The 14,796-nt window shown below is 61.8% G+C and carries 18 protein-coding genes; all 18 read right to left on the reverse strand.

Annotated features, from left to right (window positions below; all coding sequences use genetic code 11):
• Positions 1 to 13: 13 nt before the first annotated feature.
• Complete coding sequence (locus tag JFT81_RS06245; protein WP_201226538.1) at positions 14 to 1,063, reverse strand: contractile injection system protein, VgrG/Pvc8 family; 1,050 nt, start codon at positions 1,061 to 1,063, stop codon at positions 14 to 16.
• 90 nt (positions 1,064 to 1,153) lie between these two features.
• The gene (locus JFT81_RS06250; protein ID WP_201226539.1) at positions 1,154 to 1,360 is read right to left on the reverse strand and encodes a tail protein X; all 207 of its coding nucleotides are present in this window, start codon (positions 1,358 to 1,360) and stop codon (positions 1,154 to 1,156) included.
• Positions 1,335 to 2,180 (reverse strand): phage tail protein, encoded by an 846-nt coding sequence (locus JFT81_RS06255; RefSeq protein ID WP_201226540.1) that lies wholly within the window; start codon positions 2,178 to 2,180, stop codon positions 1,335 to 1,337. Before JFT81_RS06255 ends, JFT81_RS06250 begins: the two co-directional genes overlap by 26 nt.
• A 10-nt stretch (positions 2,181 to 2,190) precedes the next feature.
• Positions 2,191 to 5,001, reverse strand: a complete 2,811-nt coding sequence (locus JFT81_RS06260; RefSeq protein ID WP_201226541.1) for a phage tail tape measure protein — start codon at positions 4,999 to 5,001, stop codon at positions 2,191 to 2,193.
• A gap of 151 nt (positions 5,002 to 5,152) precedes the next feature.
• A complete protein-coding gene (locus JFT81_RS29575) occupies positions 5,153 to 5,752 on the reverse strand; it encodes a phage tail assembly protein (RefSeq protein WP_201226542.1) in 600 nt (199 codons plus the stop codon).
• 14 nt (positions 5,753 to 5,766) lie between these two features.
• Positions 5,767 to 6,270 carry a phage major tail tube protein gene (locus JFT81_RS06270; RefSeq protein WP_201226543.1) on the reverse strand — a complete coding sequence of 168 codons (504 nt, stop codon included), beginning with the start codon at positions 6,268 to 6,270 and terminating at the stop codon, positions 5,767 to 5,769.
• A gap of 13 nt (positions 6,271 to 6,283) precedes the next feature.
• Positions 6,284 to 7,450, reverse strand: a complete 1,167-nt coding sequence (locus JFT81_RS06275; RefSeq protein WP_201226544.1) for a phage tail sheath family protein — start codon at positions 7,448 to 7,450, stop codon at positions 6,284 to 6,286.
• Positions 7,451 to 7,555: 105 nt separating this feature from the next.
• The gene (locus JFT81_RS06280; protein WP_201226545.1) at positions 7,556 to 7,981 is read right to left on the reverse strand and encodes a tail fiber assembly protein; all 426 of its coding nucleotides are present in this window, start codon (positions 7,979 to 7,981) and stop codon (positions 7,556 to 7,558) included.
• Between the two features lie 9 nt (positions 7,982 to 7,990).
• Positions 7,991 to 9,592, reverse strand: coding sequence for a phage tail protein (locus JFT81_RS06285; protein ID WP_201226546.1), 1,602 nt, complete (start codon positions 9,590 to 9,592; stop codon positions 7,991 to 7,993).
• On the reverse strand, positions 9,585 to 10,193 hold the full coding sequence (locus JFT81_RS06290) for a phage tail protein I (protein WP_201226547.1): 609 nt from the start codon (positions 10,191 to 10,193) through the stop codon (positions 9,585 to 9,587). The genes JFT81_RS06285 and JFT81_RS06290 overlap by 8 nt, the downstream gene beginning before the upstream one ends.
• Before the next feature lies 1 nt (position 10,194).
• The gene (locus tag JFT81_RS06295) at positions 10,195 to 11,082 is read right to left on the reverse strand and encodes a baseplate J/gp47 family protein (RefSeq protein ID WP_201226548.1); all 888 of its coding nucleotides are present in this window, start codon (positions 11,080 to 11,082) and stop codon (positions 10,195 to 10,197) included.
• Positions 11,079 to 11,405: a GPW/gp25 family protein gene (locus JFT81_RS06300; RefSeq protein ID WP_201226549.1), complete on the reverse strand. Its 327-nt coding sequence runs from the start codon at positions 11,403 to 11,405 to the stop codon at positions 11,079 to 11,081. Before JFT81_RS06300 ends, JFT81_RS06295 begins: the two co-directional genes overlap by 4 nt.
• A 5-nt stretch (positions 11,406 to 11,410) precedes the next feature.
• Entirely contained in the window at positions 11,411 to 11,662 is a 252-nt protein-coding gene (locus tag JFT81_RS06305) for a hypothetical protein (protein WP_123451158.1), read from the reverse strand.
• Between the two features lie 56 nt (positions 11,663 to 11,718).
• Positions 11,719 to 12,300 carry a phage baseplate assembly protein V gene (locus JFT81_RS06310; RefSeq protein ID WP_201226550.1) on the reverse strand — a complete coding sequence of 194 codons (582 nt, stop codon included), beginning with the start codon at positions 12,298 to 12,300 and terminating at the stop codon, positions 11,719 to 11,721.
• Positions 12,297 to 12,809 carry a hypothetical protein gene (locus tag JFT81_RS06315; RefSeq protein WP_201226551.1) on the reverse strand — a complete coding sequence of 171 codons (513 nt, stop codon included), beginning with the start codon at positions 12,807 to 12,809 and terminating at the stop codon, positions 12,297 to 12,299. Before JFT81_RS06315 ends, JFT81_RS06310 begins: the two co-directional genes overlap by 4 nt.
• Positions 12,802 to 13,467, reverse strand: a complete 666-nt coding sequence (locus JFT81_RS06320; RefSeq protein ID WP_201226552.1) for a hypothetical protein — start codon at positions 13,465 to 13,467, stop codon at positions 12,802 to 12,804. Before JFT81_RS06320 ends, JFT81_RS06315 begins: the two co-directional genes overlap by 8 nt.
• Positions 13,464 to 13,784, reverse strand: coding sequence for a hypothetical protein (locus tag JFT81_RS06325; protein WP_008087648.1), 321 nt, complete (start codon positions 13,782 to 13,784; stop codon positions 13,464 to 13,466). The genes JFT81_RS06320 and JFT81_RS06325 overlap by 4 nt, the downstream gene beginning before the upstream one ends.
• Before the next feature lie 2 nt (positions 13,785 to 13,786).
• Positions 13,787 to 14,782: a major capsid protein gene (locus JFT81_RS06330; RefSeq protein ID WP_201226553.1), complete on the reverse strand. Its 996-nt coding sequence runs from the start codon at positions 14,780 to 14,782 to the stop codon at positions 13,787 to 13,789.
• Positions 14,783 to 14,796 lie beyond the last annotated feature (14 nt).

A 14,796-nucleotide genomic window follows, 5' to 3' on the forward strand; every position in this document is an offset into this window, starting at 1 on the left:
GCGATGGGTTGGGTTACTGCTTCTCGACGTTGACCACCTTCAGCGGCGGCTTGGCGCCCTTCTTTTTCTTGCCCTTGCTCTTGCCTTCCTTGCCGGCATTGCACTCGACCGTCGTCGACCAGCCGGATTGGGTGAATACCTGCTCCACCGAATCGGCGAGGTACTCGCCATCAAGTCCGACCTTGAAACCCTGGGCGATGATTGGCCGCTCGGCGAAGATGTCTGTTCGGCCTGTCATCTCGAAACGCACATCAGCGGTCGAACGATTGAACGCCGCAAGACGGGCTTTAGCCGCCGCCTTGGCCGCGCTCTCGTTCGGGTAGATATGCCGATCGGTATGCACCGCCGGCAGGCCATCCGGCGAGTCGTCGTTATCGACGTTGACGACCGCGAGCTTGCCGGTCTTTTTGTCCTGATGCTTGGTCGCAACAGCCTTGTGTGAGTTGCGATCGCCGAGACTGAATTGCCAGCGGCTGAGGTCGCTTTTTGTCAGGGTGATTGCACCGAAGGCCTTGCCGCTTGCCGTCTGCCCAGCTTGGCGCGGCATCACCAGCAGCTTTCCGTCGGCCACCTTGGCGGTGCAGTCGTATTGCTTGGCCAGCCGAGTGATGAAATTAAAATCGGACTCGTTGAGCTGATCTACTCGGGGCACCTTGGTCGACACCGGGCACACCGGTTGCCAGCCATTGCGCGCGGCAATGTCCGCAACAATCTTCGACAGCGGCACGTCCTCCCAGCTTCCACTGCGGATGGTCTTGCCGCTGCCGCGCATGTCGCTGGCCTTGCCCTTGATCACGATGGAATCCGGTGGGCCGGACACCTCGACCGAGTCCACCATGTAACGGCCCATGCGCGCCAAGCCTGTTTCGGTATAGCCCAGATAGACCTCGATCGAGCTACCGCGTCTTGGCAGTTGCACCTGACCGTCGCGGTCGTCAATGCGCAGCTCAAACTCGTCGGACTCCATCCCGGGTTTGTCCGAGGTGCGCAGCAACAGAAGCCGATCGTTGATCTTGGCCGTGACGTCGGCACCATCGGCGACGATTCGAAACATCGGGGTCATGGATTCTTTCCAAAAAAAAACCCGCACAAGGCGGGTTTTGAAGGGGTGTAGCTGCAAGTGTCGCAAGTGCAACACCATAAATGTAGCTCATTAATCCCACAGCGAGATGCCTTCTTGAGTCGGAGTTGGCAGATCCGGCAACGTGATCAGCACCCCGACCCGGTAGGGCTGAGGCTCATCGGCCAGCCCCTGATTGGCATCAAGCACCGCCTCGGTGCTGCCGTTGAGGTGGCCGTAGTAGTTGTGGCAAATGACATCGAGCATGTCTCCGTCAGATGTCCTGCATGTCATCGCCATAGCGCACAAACTCCAGAGTAAAGCCCTGCTTGCGAGGGATGCCGCCGTGCAACAGCGCGCTTTGTTCTTCGTTGATGTTCTTCAGGCACCACGTCCCGATCACCTCGCCGTACCCCGTGGTCAGGGTCAGCGGCTGAAGCCTGGCGCCGATCGAGCGCAACGTGTCGAGCTGCTTAAGCCCCCCCTTGAAGCCCGGGTAGATCGTGCCCTTGAGCGTCATTTTTTCTTCACCCATGCCCACGGCCTGCTGCGCCGGCCGGCGCGACAAACGCTCCTGCGAGGCCCAGCGGAATTCGGTCGAGCGGCTCAGCTCGTCGAATGCGGCCGTGTCCAGGTTGAAGAAGTACGGCTGAAGTTTCGGGTCGCGCGGCTGGATGATCATCAGGTGCGGGAACGGCTTCACCGCCTCCGGCGCCGGCGTGGCGTCCACGGCAAAGGCGCTGGTCGGCACGATGTTGGCCAGCTTTGGACTGACCTTGCCGGCGACGTTGTTGATCGCCGTCGCCGCCTTGCCCGCCTGTTCCTTCAGTGTGCCTAACCGCTCCTGTACCTCAGTGGCGGCGCGGGTCGCTCGACCGTACACCGCCACCACCTGACCGACCTTGGCTTGCGCGGCATCCACACTGCGCATCACCCGCTGAAGCTTGGCGCCGATCGCTGGCCCCACGAACGGGATATTTTCCAGCTCGGACGCCGCGCCGGTCAGCTCGCTGATGGCGCCGTTGACCGGCGTCAACATGCCTTCAGCGCTGCGCCGGCCGGTCTCGGCCGCCTCGGTCAGGTACTTGAGGCTTGATTGCATCTGTTCCATGTAAGCCATGAAAGCCCCTTTAAATATGCGGTTCGTCGTACAGCTTGGCGGCATTCTGTTTCGCCGCGTCGGCCATCATTCGCTGCATGTGCGGCATCAGATCCTGAGCCATTTTCTGCGGGTCTTTGACATCACCCTGCACCGTGACCGGCATGTTCAGCGAGTATTGAAACTGCTGATCGACTTTCGCCGGTACCGGCTTTTCTGGCTCCTTGGCCTGGATCGCCAAGGCCACCGATTTCAGCGGCTCGGTGATCGCCATCGAGCGCGCGGCATCTCCAAGCACCGGGCCTTGCGGCGGCACCTGCGCCATCATCAGCGGGGTCGTCGGTACCGGGGCTTTTTCCTCGGGCTTTTCATCCTCGCCACCGAACAACGACTTGCCCAGGGAACCGCCCAGCGCGGCGCCGCCCTGGCTGCCGAGGTAAGCCCCGATCAAGCCGCCGATCGCTGTGCCGATGATCGGCACCACCGAACCGATGGCCGCCCCTGCGGCGGCGCCGGCCATGGTGCCCGCCAGATTGCCGGCAGCCGCGCCGTAACCCTCGGCCTTTTCGTCCTTGGTCTTGGCGTTCTCGAAGGTGTCATAAGCCATCGAACTGGCTTCCATCAGCGAACCGCCGGGAATGAACTTCCCGACCTTGCCGACCTTGCCGGCCATCTTCATCACGGTGCCCAGCTTGGACGCCGCCGCCCCGGGAACCGGCGGCACTGGCGGAATCGGCGGCCGTGGCACGGGCACCGGCGGACGGGGTACGGGCGGACGCGTACCACCGGCACGGCGGCGGGAGCGTCTCGACCCACGCGAACGTCGACGCGATTCACCCGGCCCGTCCGCACCACCCGCACCGCCGCCGCCCATGGCACTGGCGTTGACGACAAACACCTTTTTGACTTCGTCGCCGCCTCCGCCTGACTCGCCGTCACCGTCGCCATCATCGCCACCTGAGGCCGCTTCCTTGGCCAGCGAAACCACTTTGAGGCCGGTGGCGATCAGGTTGAATTTGCCAGCTTTCTTGTCTTCGCCCTCGCCGCCCTCGTCGTCGCCATCGCCTTCGCCGTCGATGGGCACGCCCTTGTACGCGGCCACGGCTTTGAGGCCGGTTTCTACCAGCGACAGCGCCTTGCCGGCCTTGCCCTTAGGTTCGGCCTCCTTGTCGTCGCCATCGCCGTCACCGTCCTTGGCGTTGGTCACAAAGACCTTCTGCACCTCGCCGGACTTGCCGCCGCCCAAGGATCCGCGCGCCAGATTGAACAGGCCTTTGCCGATCTTGAACGAACTGAACAAGCCTTTTAGGGCGATCAGGCCACCGCCGACCGCGACAACGCCCGTCACCACCCCGGGCGCGCTGTCAGACAGCGACGTGATGCCCTTGGTGACTTTGGTTAGCGAATCGGCCACCAGATCCGTGACCGGCCGCAACGCGTCCCCCACGCTGCGCATGGCGTCGTCCATCGACTGGGCCATTTCGGCCCACTTCTGCGAGGACGATTGACGCCGCTCGGCAAGGTTCTTGTCGAGGATCCCGGTCGCATCGCGCGAATCGTTCTTGAGCTGCGCATACAGCGCCTTGTTCTGCATGTAGGCCGACAGCGCGGCCTTGACCTGCATGTCAGCGAACAGGTCGCCGGTGCGCAAGGACTCCTCCAGCGAGGCCATCATGGCCTTGGCCTTGTCCGGGTTGGCTTCCTTGCTGATCTTCGACGTCGCTTCAGCCATGGCCGCCGCGCGCTTCGGATCCGTCGCCTGAATGTACTTCTGCGCCAACGCCATGCTGGTTTCGAGCGTCGACATGCCGTTCTGCAAACCGGTCTGCATCGAGCCCTTATAGTCGATACCGGCCTTCTCGTACGCCTTCACGGTGTCGGTTGAGCCGATTTTACCCATCCAGTTTTTCAGGTTGTTGGCCGCCTCGTCCGAGCTGCCAGCCTGCTTCATCTGCACTTGCAGCATGGCGCCCAATTGCGTCACCGCGTCCATGCCGGTGATGCCGTTGCTCGCCATGTTGGCCAGCAGCTCGGGGAACCACTTGGCCATATCGGCCGCTTCAAAGCTGCCCGCCTGACCTTGATAGGCGATCGCTTCAAGCGCCTGCTGCATCTCTTTGGCGTCGGTGATCTTGGCGTTCTGTCCCAGGGCATTGATCATCTTCGCCGTGTCGACACCGCTGGAGCCCTGCCCGACGACAAACTTGGCCGCGACCGGCGCGTATTCCAGCGCCTTGCTAAGCTCCATACCGGCGCCGACCAACTGGTTAACCACGTCGGCCACGTCGTTGCGCGCCATGCCGGTGTCGCGGGAAGTGTCGATGATCTTGCGCGACATCTCCTGTTCTTGTGGCTTGTTGGCAATGCCGGCCTTGATCGCGATGTCCCGCACGATCGCGCCAAAATCAGCGCTAACCTTCGTCGGCACCGCCAGGGCACCGATCCCCACAACCGCCGCACCGGCAGCGCCATTCATGCCTTTAACGCCGGCATCAAGCTGCTGCTGCCCCCGGGCTTTCTGCTCGGCCTTGTTCGCCGCCCGGCCCATCGACTGATAGGCCTTCTCCAGCCGACCGACTTCAACACCCTGCTTTTTCAGGCTGTCGAGATTGGAATTCAACCGGCCCAGCAGTTTCGACGCGCCAGCCGAACCACTGTCATGCGCCTTTTTCCACTCATCGCGCAGGCGGATGGTGTCGCCGATCGCACGTTGCAAAACGCGCGCTTTCTTGCCTTCTTCTTCAAGGCGCTTGATGCGCCCGGTGACGTCCTTGAACGCGGCGCCGACCGTCGAACTGACAGCCCCGCCAATGACCAGCCCGAGGGCGAGTTTGTTCGCCATGTCATGGCCCCCATGTGCCCAGCCTTATCGGAAAGCGGCTCAGTCCGTGAGCCACCACACCATTTCCGCGAAGGGCATTGCCTGGATTTCGGCGGCAGAGAATCCAGTCTCCGCCGCCAGACGTTTTGCCGCCCCCTTGATCACGTTGGGGTTAAAGCCCGTCGTCGTTGTCCATGCGAAAATAGCCGGCCTGCAAGCGGCTGAAGTCCACCAGCTTGAGATTCTCCAGATCCGCCACCGGCGCACCGGACAACGCCGAGAACAGCACCAACTCGCGCTGTTCTGCGTCGCCGCCGGCCTCGCGGTTGGCTTCGCGCACGTCACGCACGGTCGGCGAACGTAAGGCGAGCTTGTCGACCAGCACGTCGTTGATCTTGCTCGGGCTCGAAAACGTCACCAGCGCCTGATCGGTGGTAACCGACAGCCACGCCGGTTTCGATGCGGAGTAATCGGTGTCAGGCGCCAGAGTCGAATAGGCCGTTTGCACACGGCGATAGTCCGTCAGTTTGAGCCCTTCCAGATCCTTGAGCCCGACCTCAGTCAGGCCGGCGAACATAATCAGCTCGCGCTGCTCGTCGTTGCCGTTCGACGCGTGATCAGCGGCACGCACCGCGCGTACCGAGGGTTCGCGCATGGTCAGCGTTTCGACGTTGACGCCGTTGGCCTCACTCGGACGCGTGAGCGTGATCACGGCGCCGTCAGCGGTGATCGACAGCCAGGCCGGCAGTGGTTTATCAGTTACGTGAGTCATGTGGTTCTATTCCCTTAGAGGCCGAGCGCGGCGCGTACTTCCGCCAGTTGATCTTTGCCGTCGACGATTTGAATGCCGGCGACCATGTCGATTTCGTACATCAGGCGTCCGTCGATTTCGAGCTTGTAATAGGTGACCGCGACGGCGTGCTTGATCTCGGCCGCATCACCGGCCTTCCAGTCGCCCAGGTCGACCTCTTTGAGCAGGCCGCGCAAGGTGGCAACGACTGCCGTCACCGCGCCCTTCTGGCCACGGAAGGCACCCCGGAACGTCGCATTGAAGGCGGTGCCATCGGCGAGGCCGAAGTACTTAAGCGACTCACGGCGAACGCCCTTGGTGACAAAGCTCGCCTCCATCTTTTCAAGACCCTGATTCATCTCGATCGAGCCGGCCATGCCACCGCCGCGATACTCGTCGGTCTTGGTGGTCATCTTGGGCAGCGTCAGGCTCGGCACGTCGCCGGCAAAGTTCACGCCGTCGACAAACAGGTTGGTGTTAAACAAAGTCTGAGGAATCATTTGCTAGGCCCCCTTAGGCTGCTTCAAGCACTTCGGTCATCCATTGATCGGTGACCTCGAAAAGGAAATTCGGGTTTTCTGCCGGCGGCACGTCGGTGAAGCGGATGCGCCAATACACCTTGCCTTGGGCGATCTGGCTGGCCGTGTTCAGCTCGGTGTCCGGGAACACCTCAAAGTTGATGATCGCGCCCTGGGCTTTCAGGTCGGCCATAAATGCGTTGAGGCCGTTGGTCACGTCGCTGACGTAGGTCTTGGTGATCGAGCGATCGACCGCCCACTTGTGCCCGGCCTGTACCGCATCCATCAGGATGAACAGCGTGCGCACGCGGGTGACGAAAGCCCATTTCGGATCGCTCGACAGCGTGCGGTTACCCCACAAGCGATAACCGTCGTCACGGATGATCGTGGCAATATTGGCGTTATTGAGCAGGTTGGCCCGGCACGTCTCGTCGCCGTCCAGGTACTCGACCGCGCGGCCGGTGCCGGTGATGCCGGCGAACTCTTTGTTCGACGGCGAGGCCCAGAATCCGTACTCGGCATCCGTCCACGCAAACAGGCCCGCCGCCCAAGCCGAGCCGGGCGCGTCGATCGTCGCGCTGGTGACGGTGTCCCAGAACTGCACGCCCGGGTCGACCATGTACAGGTTGCGGCTGCCGAAGTTCTCGGCGTAGGCCATGGCGGCCTCATCGGTGGTACCCGGGCCGTCGAGGATGGCGATGGCTCGCAGCTTCTGCGCCACGCTGTCGATCGCCGTGGCCACCGCTTGAGTTCTGGTATGACCCGGCGCAATCAACAACCGAGGCTGTGCGTTGTACAGGCTCTTGCCGTCGATCAGCGCTTGCAGGCCGGTACGCTGGCCCGAGACCAGAACGCCGCCGATGATCGCCGAGGTTTGCAGTGCAGCGTCTTCAAGCTTGGGCACGCCGATGGCGACGATCACCGCCTTGGCTTTGACGTAGATCGCCTGACAGGCCTTGGTGATAGCCGAGTCAGCACCAAAGGCGGCGATCGCTTCGCGCTCGGTGGTGATCAACTTCAGTTCGCCGGCCTTGGCCGTACCGCCGCCGAGGATGCCCGGGGTGAAGGTGTCGCAAAGACCGATGATCGAAGACGACGGCAGCGAAATGGTGCGCGCGCCCGTCTTGATTTCGGTGGTCGTAACGCCGTGAAAGAAACTCATAAAGTCCAATCTCCAGAAACGAAAAAGCCCCGCATCCGCGAGGCTGTTGTGGGGTGTTCGTGTTACGCGTAACGGAAAAGAAAACGCCCCGTCAGTGCGGGGCGTCTATTGAGGCGGCTCGGTCACCCACAGCGGGGCAATCGGGCGATGATCAGCGAGCGGAAATTGCTCCCCTTGCGGCCAGTCGCGCAACTGCCGACGGTACGCCTGCAGCTCGGTATATTGCTCGGCGGTGATCGAGGTCGGATCACCCTGCTCGATCTCGTCGCGATTGCGGACCACCAGCGGATCAGTCAACGCCAATTGAACATCACGCCACATACGCTCAGCAGCAGCCAACTCATCAGAGGTAGGCAATTGCGGATTAGCCAACACGGGGACGCCATCATCTCCCCACTCAATAACCTTGCCCTCGCCCTGCCCAGCGAGCAGCTCGGCGTGATACTTGGCCGAGATTTCAATCACGTCCGCCGGCATGACGGCGTGAACTGCGGGGTCATAGAAACCGCGCTTTAGCTTCGAAGAATACATACCTACCCCTTAGTAGCCGATGGCAAGCCAGTTATGCACCAATGTGGCGGCCTGCGGGTTGTAGATGTTGAACCCGGTCAGCGTCTGCGTATTCACGCCCGTCATGTAATAGTTGGCTGGAGATGTCAGCCAGAACCCCAGAGTCACGCCCAGGCATGCATTAGGGAACGCCGTGTAAAACACCACCGGGTTGTTGCCCACAGTCGTCGACGCCGCTTTCACCCCCCACTGAATAATCAGTCCGCCGAGCCAACTCGGAAACGCGATATACCCATTGGCCCCCCGATTCACGGAGAAGCCGAATCGCAGTTTTTTCGGCGTGACGATCGTGGCGTCATCAACGCCCGCGTCTGTCAGCGCCTGCGTCGCGATCTTGGCTGTGCCGAGCTTGATCTCGGTGGCCTGCGTCGCCAATGCAGCGAGCGCCGCAATGTCGATGTTTCCCTGATTGATTGGCGCGTTCCAGGCCTTAAGACACCAGACCACCGCCAAGTTGCGCGGGCGGGTTTCGGTGCCGCCTTTTGCTGCTCCCGGCCCGAACACATTGGACGTAACAGTGGCCGGCAACACCCCGGCCCCAGCGGCTCTATTAGTCGGACTCAAATTACTGACTGCACTACCAACCACGTTGCCAGCTGTAGGGTTAGGCGTTGACCCAGACTCAGCAGAGAGGACCGCGTGAAAGTGGTCGACGAATGACTGATCTTGATAACTCCCGATCCCCCGCCCGGCATCCACACCGCGCCCATGATCCCAGCCACGCAGGAACTCGCCGCGCGATTCCGGCAAGCGGAAATTGCCGGCGCCCTCGTCGCCTTTGTTGAAGGCCGTGCCGAGGAATGCCGCCAGATCGGGATAGGCGGCAATGCTCTTGACGCTGCCGTCTAGCTCCAGAAACCCGGGCGCGACCTTGTCCACCGGAAACGCGACCATTGCACCCACCGGCAACGCCGAAGCCTGGGCAATCATCGCCTCGATCTCGGCCTTGGTGTAGCTGTCCTTGATCCCCATTTTCGCCAGCGTGTCGGGGTTGTCGCCCGAGACCACAATCCCGCGATCGTTGACCTTGACCCGCGTGTATTCGCCGGGCGTCTTGTTCTTCGGCAGCACTTCCAGAATGGCCGCGTCGACGTAGGCGCGCGAGGCCAGGACAATCGCCGGATCGATCTTGAGCGTGATGTTGCCGGTGCTGGTGACGATGAAATTCATCCGCACGATTTGCGTGCGGCCCGAGCCTTGCGACAGCAGCGGCTTGAAGCTCGGCGCGCAGTTGGCCACCGCCACCAGATCGCCGTCCGCATCGTACAGGCCGATTTCGCGGATCCACTTACCGCCCTCGTCGGCCGGGATAACCTGCTCGGCGATGATCACCGCCGGATTCACCGGGTCGATCTTCAATTGGTTCAGCGGCTTGCGGCGCCACTCGTTGATCAGTTTGGTTTGACCGACTGACGGCACCGGATTGGGCGGGTTTTCCAAGCCGGCCGGGTTGGCATCGCCAACGCCCATTTGGGTGATTAGCCAGGGAATGCCGAGCGCGTCGGCGTTCGCCTGCTTGGCCATCCCCACGTTCGTGAGGATCGCGAGAAACTGCGAATTCGCATCAATCATAATAAACGTCCAGGGTGTCTATGGTGTGTTCGCGACCGACCACGCCGAAGCTGCCGGTGACCTCGATGTCACGCATGACGGGTGGGTAAACGTCGATTTCGTCGCCTTCGTAGAGGGACACGGCGATATTCAAATCACCTTGTGTTTCGAGGCTGATCGCCAATCCGGTCAGTTGCCGCGTGACGGGCTTGGCGTCGTCGATCAGGCGTTCAAGCTCCTGATACATTTCCTCAGTGATACCGGTGTCGAGCACGCCGACCTTCAAGGCGAAGGTGCCCGGTACGCCCTCGGGCACGGTCTGGAACCACTCGATAATCTCGATCAGATAGCCCAGCGGTTCGACCACCCGACGCAGCGCGCCGATCGTGCCCTTGTGCTTGTGGATGTAGAACGATGCCTTGATGGCCGCGCGCTTGGTCGCCTCAGGCCATCGGTAGTCCCAGCGATCGACCGACCACGCCCACGCCAGATGCGGCAGCAGATGAACCGGACAGGTTTCGGCGTTGTACAGCTCACGCAGCGGGACAATCGTCTTCTCGAAAAAACCGGCCTCCATGGCCCGTTCCAGTTGCGTGCTGTTGATCGGCAGAAAGCTCTTCATGTCAGCCCGCCATCGTCAAGTTGTAGCCCGCGCAGTACGCCGCCTGCTCTTTGGTCGGGGCCAGATCCACCCAGTCGGGCAACTCCACCCGGGAAACGCCGGCAACGTGCAATTGCGCGTCGATCGCGGAACGCGCGACCTCCACACCCAGGCGCTTGCGGGGATTGATCCACGCCGCGAGCCGGGCTTTGGCTTCCGCCAGACTGGCATCCATTTCGGGGCCGGCGCCAGCCATGTGCAGAATGGCGTCAATGCGGTAATCAATGATTTCCGCACTCTTGACCGTGACCCGATCGCCGACCGGGCGCACGTCGTCATCGTTTAGCTCAGCCCGCACCGTGGCCAACAACTCAGGACTGGCCACACCGCGCCCATCACCCTCAGAACTCAGCACCGTTACCGTAACGTAGCAAGGCGCCGGGCTTTCGGCTGACGCATCCGCCACCAGCCCCGAGGCATTGCGTGCGTGCAGGATGTAGCTGTTACGCGGGCCGGCCGTGGTCAGGCCTTCATAGGCCAACTGGATGCGCTCGCGAAACGGGTCGTCTTCTTCCTTGACCTCGGGCACCGGTGGTACCGCTTGCAGATCCGCCGCCTGAATAACCAGGCGCTTCAAATTGACGTTGGCCCCGAGGTGATCGAGGTCGCCGGCAATGGCGTACGCCAGCAACAGGCCCTTGCCGGCGTCGTTGACCCGGGCGCGATTGCCGACCTTGATATAGGCGCCGGTCTCCAGAACCTTGACCACCGGATCACTCTCCAGCGAGGCCGTCCAGTTGTCGCCCATGTACCCGCGAAAGACCCCTAGCGTGTCTTGATAGGTGTCCTCGAAGTCGAGCGGCTCCAGAACGGTCGGCGCCGGCAACGCCGACAGATCCACGATATTCATACGGCCACCTCTAGCGTGACGCTGTCGCCCAGGTACTGACCGGCGATTTTCAGATTGATTTGCCCGCCGATCACCGAAACGACGCTCACCCGATCCAGCTTCAAACGCGGCTCCCAGCGGCCCAGCGCGCGCGCGACTTCCGCCTGCACGGAGCTGATCCAGCCCTTGTTAACGGGCAAGTCGATAAACCGCCGTATCTTGCTGCCGTACTCGGGACGGTGCCGCCGGCTGCCCAGCGGCGTGCCCAGAATGTCGGGGATCGACTGGCGCAAGTGAGCGATGCCGGAAATGGGTTGGCCGGTGTGGCGATCCATTCCGATCATCTATGTCACTCCAACGGTTCAAGTTCGGGATGCGCCTTCAGGAAGCTGACAGCCTGCTCATCGGACGCCGACACCTCGACCTCGTGCTTGGCCACCGCCAGCGTGCGATCCGTTCCAGGGATGCACAGCGTGCGCGAGGTATAGACTTTGTCGCGAAACTTCAGCAGCAAATCCGGCGCGCGCAGTGGAGCGGTAACAGGCTGGCGAATCGTCGACGGTAATTGCTCCTCGACAGACTGGTCATTGATCTTGGCCATGGGTTTTCTCCAGGTACAAAAAAGCCCGCACGCGGCGGGCTGGATGAATGTTTGGGTTAGTGCTTGTGGTGGTTGTCACTGTCGCCGACGGCCATTATGTTGCCGGCGCCGTCGATGTTGCCCGTTACGCGTAACGGGCCATCAATATTGACCGGACCCTTGATGTTCACGGTGCCCTCAAGATCGATCGTTCCCGACTTCACTGTCACCGCGTTATCCGTTACGACGACGTCCGTGCCGCCGACCTTGATCGTCACCGTGCCACTCGGCAGGGTGATGGTGTAGGACTTGGCCTGCCAGTCGTAGACCAGCGAGCCGCCATCATCGAACCGCCAAACCTCGACGTGATCGCGATTGTCCGGTGGTGGACCGGCATTGCCGTATAGGCCAGGCACGAACGTGCCTTGCGAGACGTCCCCGCTGGCACTGATCAAGGTGCCCTGCTCGCCCATGCTTGGCGCGCGCCAGTGGCGTGCCTTGCCGGCGGCGATGCTGTGCCAACGCACCCAGGCGCTTGTCCACTCGCCATCCGACACCCGACACGCCGGTGGGGAGGCGGCCAGATCCACCGCCACCACATAACAAGCCTTGACCACCCCTGCCAGCATGCGGTCATGTTGGGCCGATGCGTAACTCACGGTTCTTGCTCCGCATCGACAACCACCTCAACGGCGTAGTCTTCCAACAGGAGTTCACCCGGATGATCATCTGGCCATGGCCATTGTTCGGTGCCGAGGTAAATCTGTTGGTTCCACTCCACCAGCCAGACCGTATAACCATCGAGCTGCGGCTGGGTCCAGTCCTGCACTGCCTGGACAAACTCGGCGGGTTCGACAGCCAGGCCCCACGTCTGGGCGCGCAGCAGCACGGCCAATTGAGTCACCAATTGCACGGCCTGTTGGTGATGGTTCGGCTTGATCGGGTCGACGATGACGCGCGCCTCGAACTTGCAGACCAGCGAGGTTTCGCCGGTGCCGATATCCGTACCCGGCTCAATCTCGGCCAGTTCCAGAAATACCGCCGGCAGCACCACGCGATCCGCGATGTTCGGCCAGGCAGTGACGGCCTGCACGCCCGGCAAGTGGGTACGCAGATGCTGTTCTACCGCCCGATAAAGCTGGTCCAGGCTGAACGGTTCGTCAGACATTGCCGATCCTCTTAAGGTACTTCTGCAGCTCGTAGTTGAGTTCCTGCTTCAGGATTTCCAACAGACGTTCATCTGCCTTTTTGACCCAACTGTCGAAATGCGGCCGGGCTTGCTCCAGCGACACTTTGGCCTTAGCCAGTGGGAAACGACTGCCGTGTTCGGCGACCCAGCCAGAACTCGCCCCGCGACCGGGGGAGACCGTGCTGTCGGGATAGTCGTCCCCGTTGAAATGCTTGCTGGCTGTGCGGATCCAGATGTCGGGTTTGTTGCCGTAGACCTTCTTGAGGAAAGCTCCTTGGTAACGCCGCCCCGCCACTGACACGCCGCTACCGGTTTGCCGCGCCCGACCTATCCGGCTGGACTCGATGGCGTTCAAACCGAACCACAGTTTGCCGCTCGCGGCACCGCCGGAAACCGGATAGCTGCGCAAGCGTTGACGCACCGCCGCGACAGCAATGCGCTCTGAGCGGCTAACAGCCCGGGCAATGTGCGTGCGTAACCAGCCAAGCGTCTTGTTGATCGCACGCCGATGCGCCGCCGCTGCTGCCTTAGGCACCACCGCCGCGAAGTCTTGAAACGCCTGAAAGTCTGTGGCCGAAGACTGGATGGAGATCATCCCGCCGCCGGCCGAGGGTTTGAAATAGCTGCCGACGCTCATGGACGCAACCTCAGAATCAAGGCGACCAGACCGTCGCCGCTCGGTTCGAGCTGAATCAGGTCGTAGTCGCCGCCGCCATCCAAAGCCGGCAACTCGACGCTGACCAGCATGCCCTGTTCCAGACCTTGCGAATCACTGACGCGGATCTCGAAGCGAGGCTCGCGCAGCCCGGTGTTGAGCTTGCCGAACTTGGGTTGCAGCCAGGGCGCGGCAAACATGCCGAACACTGGCTCTTCGCGACCCTCGATCCGTGCGGTATCACCCAGCGTCTCGAACACCACCGCGTCTACCTCGGCGACCAGGTCGCGAAAGCCCATGGTCAGAGTTCCAGCAGGATCTGGGCACGCGGTCGAGTGCACAGGTGCAGTGGGTTGGACTGGGCTTCACCGGCCATGCCTTTGTTGAAGGGCAGCGGCTCGATCATGCTGTAGTACGGAATGCCCTGAGTGTTGACCGTTTCCATGTAGTCGGCAGGTGCAAACACGGAGATATACAAGTCCGGCACACCTTCGGGAACCAGCAGCGCCTTGTCGTCGTGGACAAAGGAAACGCCGGCGACCTTGCCACGGTAGCGCTCCCAGATGATGCCGCCGAACTCGAAGCTTTCCCGGGCGTCGCCACGCAGCGCTGCCGCTTGCTGACTGTTGAGGTAGGTCTCTTTGACCGACTTGTGAACAATCAGCTTGTTCCAGAAGTTCTTGCCGCAGAAAGCGCGCGAACCGGTACTGGTCACGCTACCCAGCGCATCCTCCTGCATGTCCAGCGCCTCACCGCACATGACGCGCAGCTCGGTATCGGCCTTAGTCAGCCCCATGGACATCTTCTGACGCTGCACACCGAAGCGCTCATAGAGATCCAGCAGTACGGTCTGGCCATCGGCGTCGAGGATCTGGCCGTTGAGTGCGCCCATGCGCTGGAACTCATGCGTCGCGTCCAACTGACGACGCGCCTTAGCCAGACGCGCATTGACCACGTCCTGCACCGCCTGCAGCTCAGTACGAGTGCCGAAGGCGCGGATGCCTTGGATCTCATCCGCCTTGATGGTGAAGCGCTCCGGCAGGTGCACGGTGTTAAACGGGATCAGGTTGCGCTTGCTCGCAGCAACCACCAGGCCAGAACCACCGCGCTCACCGGCCGGCACCAGTGCCAGGGTGTCACCATCCTTTTCAATCTGCACGGTCAGCGTGGTAATGCCTTCCTCGCGGAACAGGCCCAAGGCGCTGATGCGGCCAGGCAGGTAAGGTTGATCATTGAGTGCAGCGGTCAGCGAGGTAACGGTGAATGCTTCGTCATCAAAAATGGCGATATCGGCCATGGGTACTCTCCAGA

Source organism: Pseudomonas sp. TH43 (assembly GCF_016650635.1).
In the GTDB taxonomy this organism is placed as follows: domain Bacteria; phylum Pseudomonadota; class Gammaproteobacteria; order Pseudomonadales; family Pseudomonadaceae; genus Aquipseudomonas.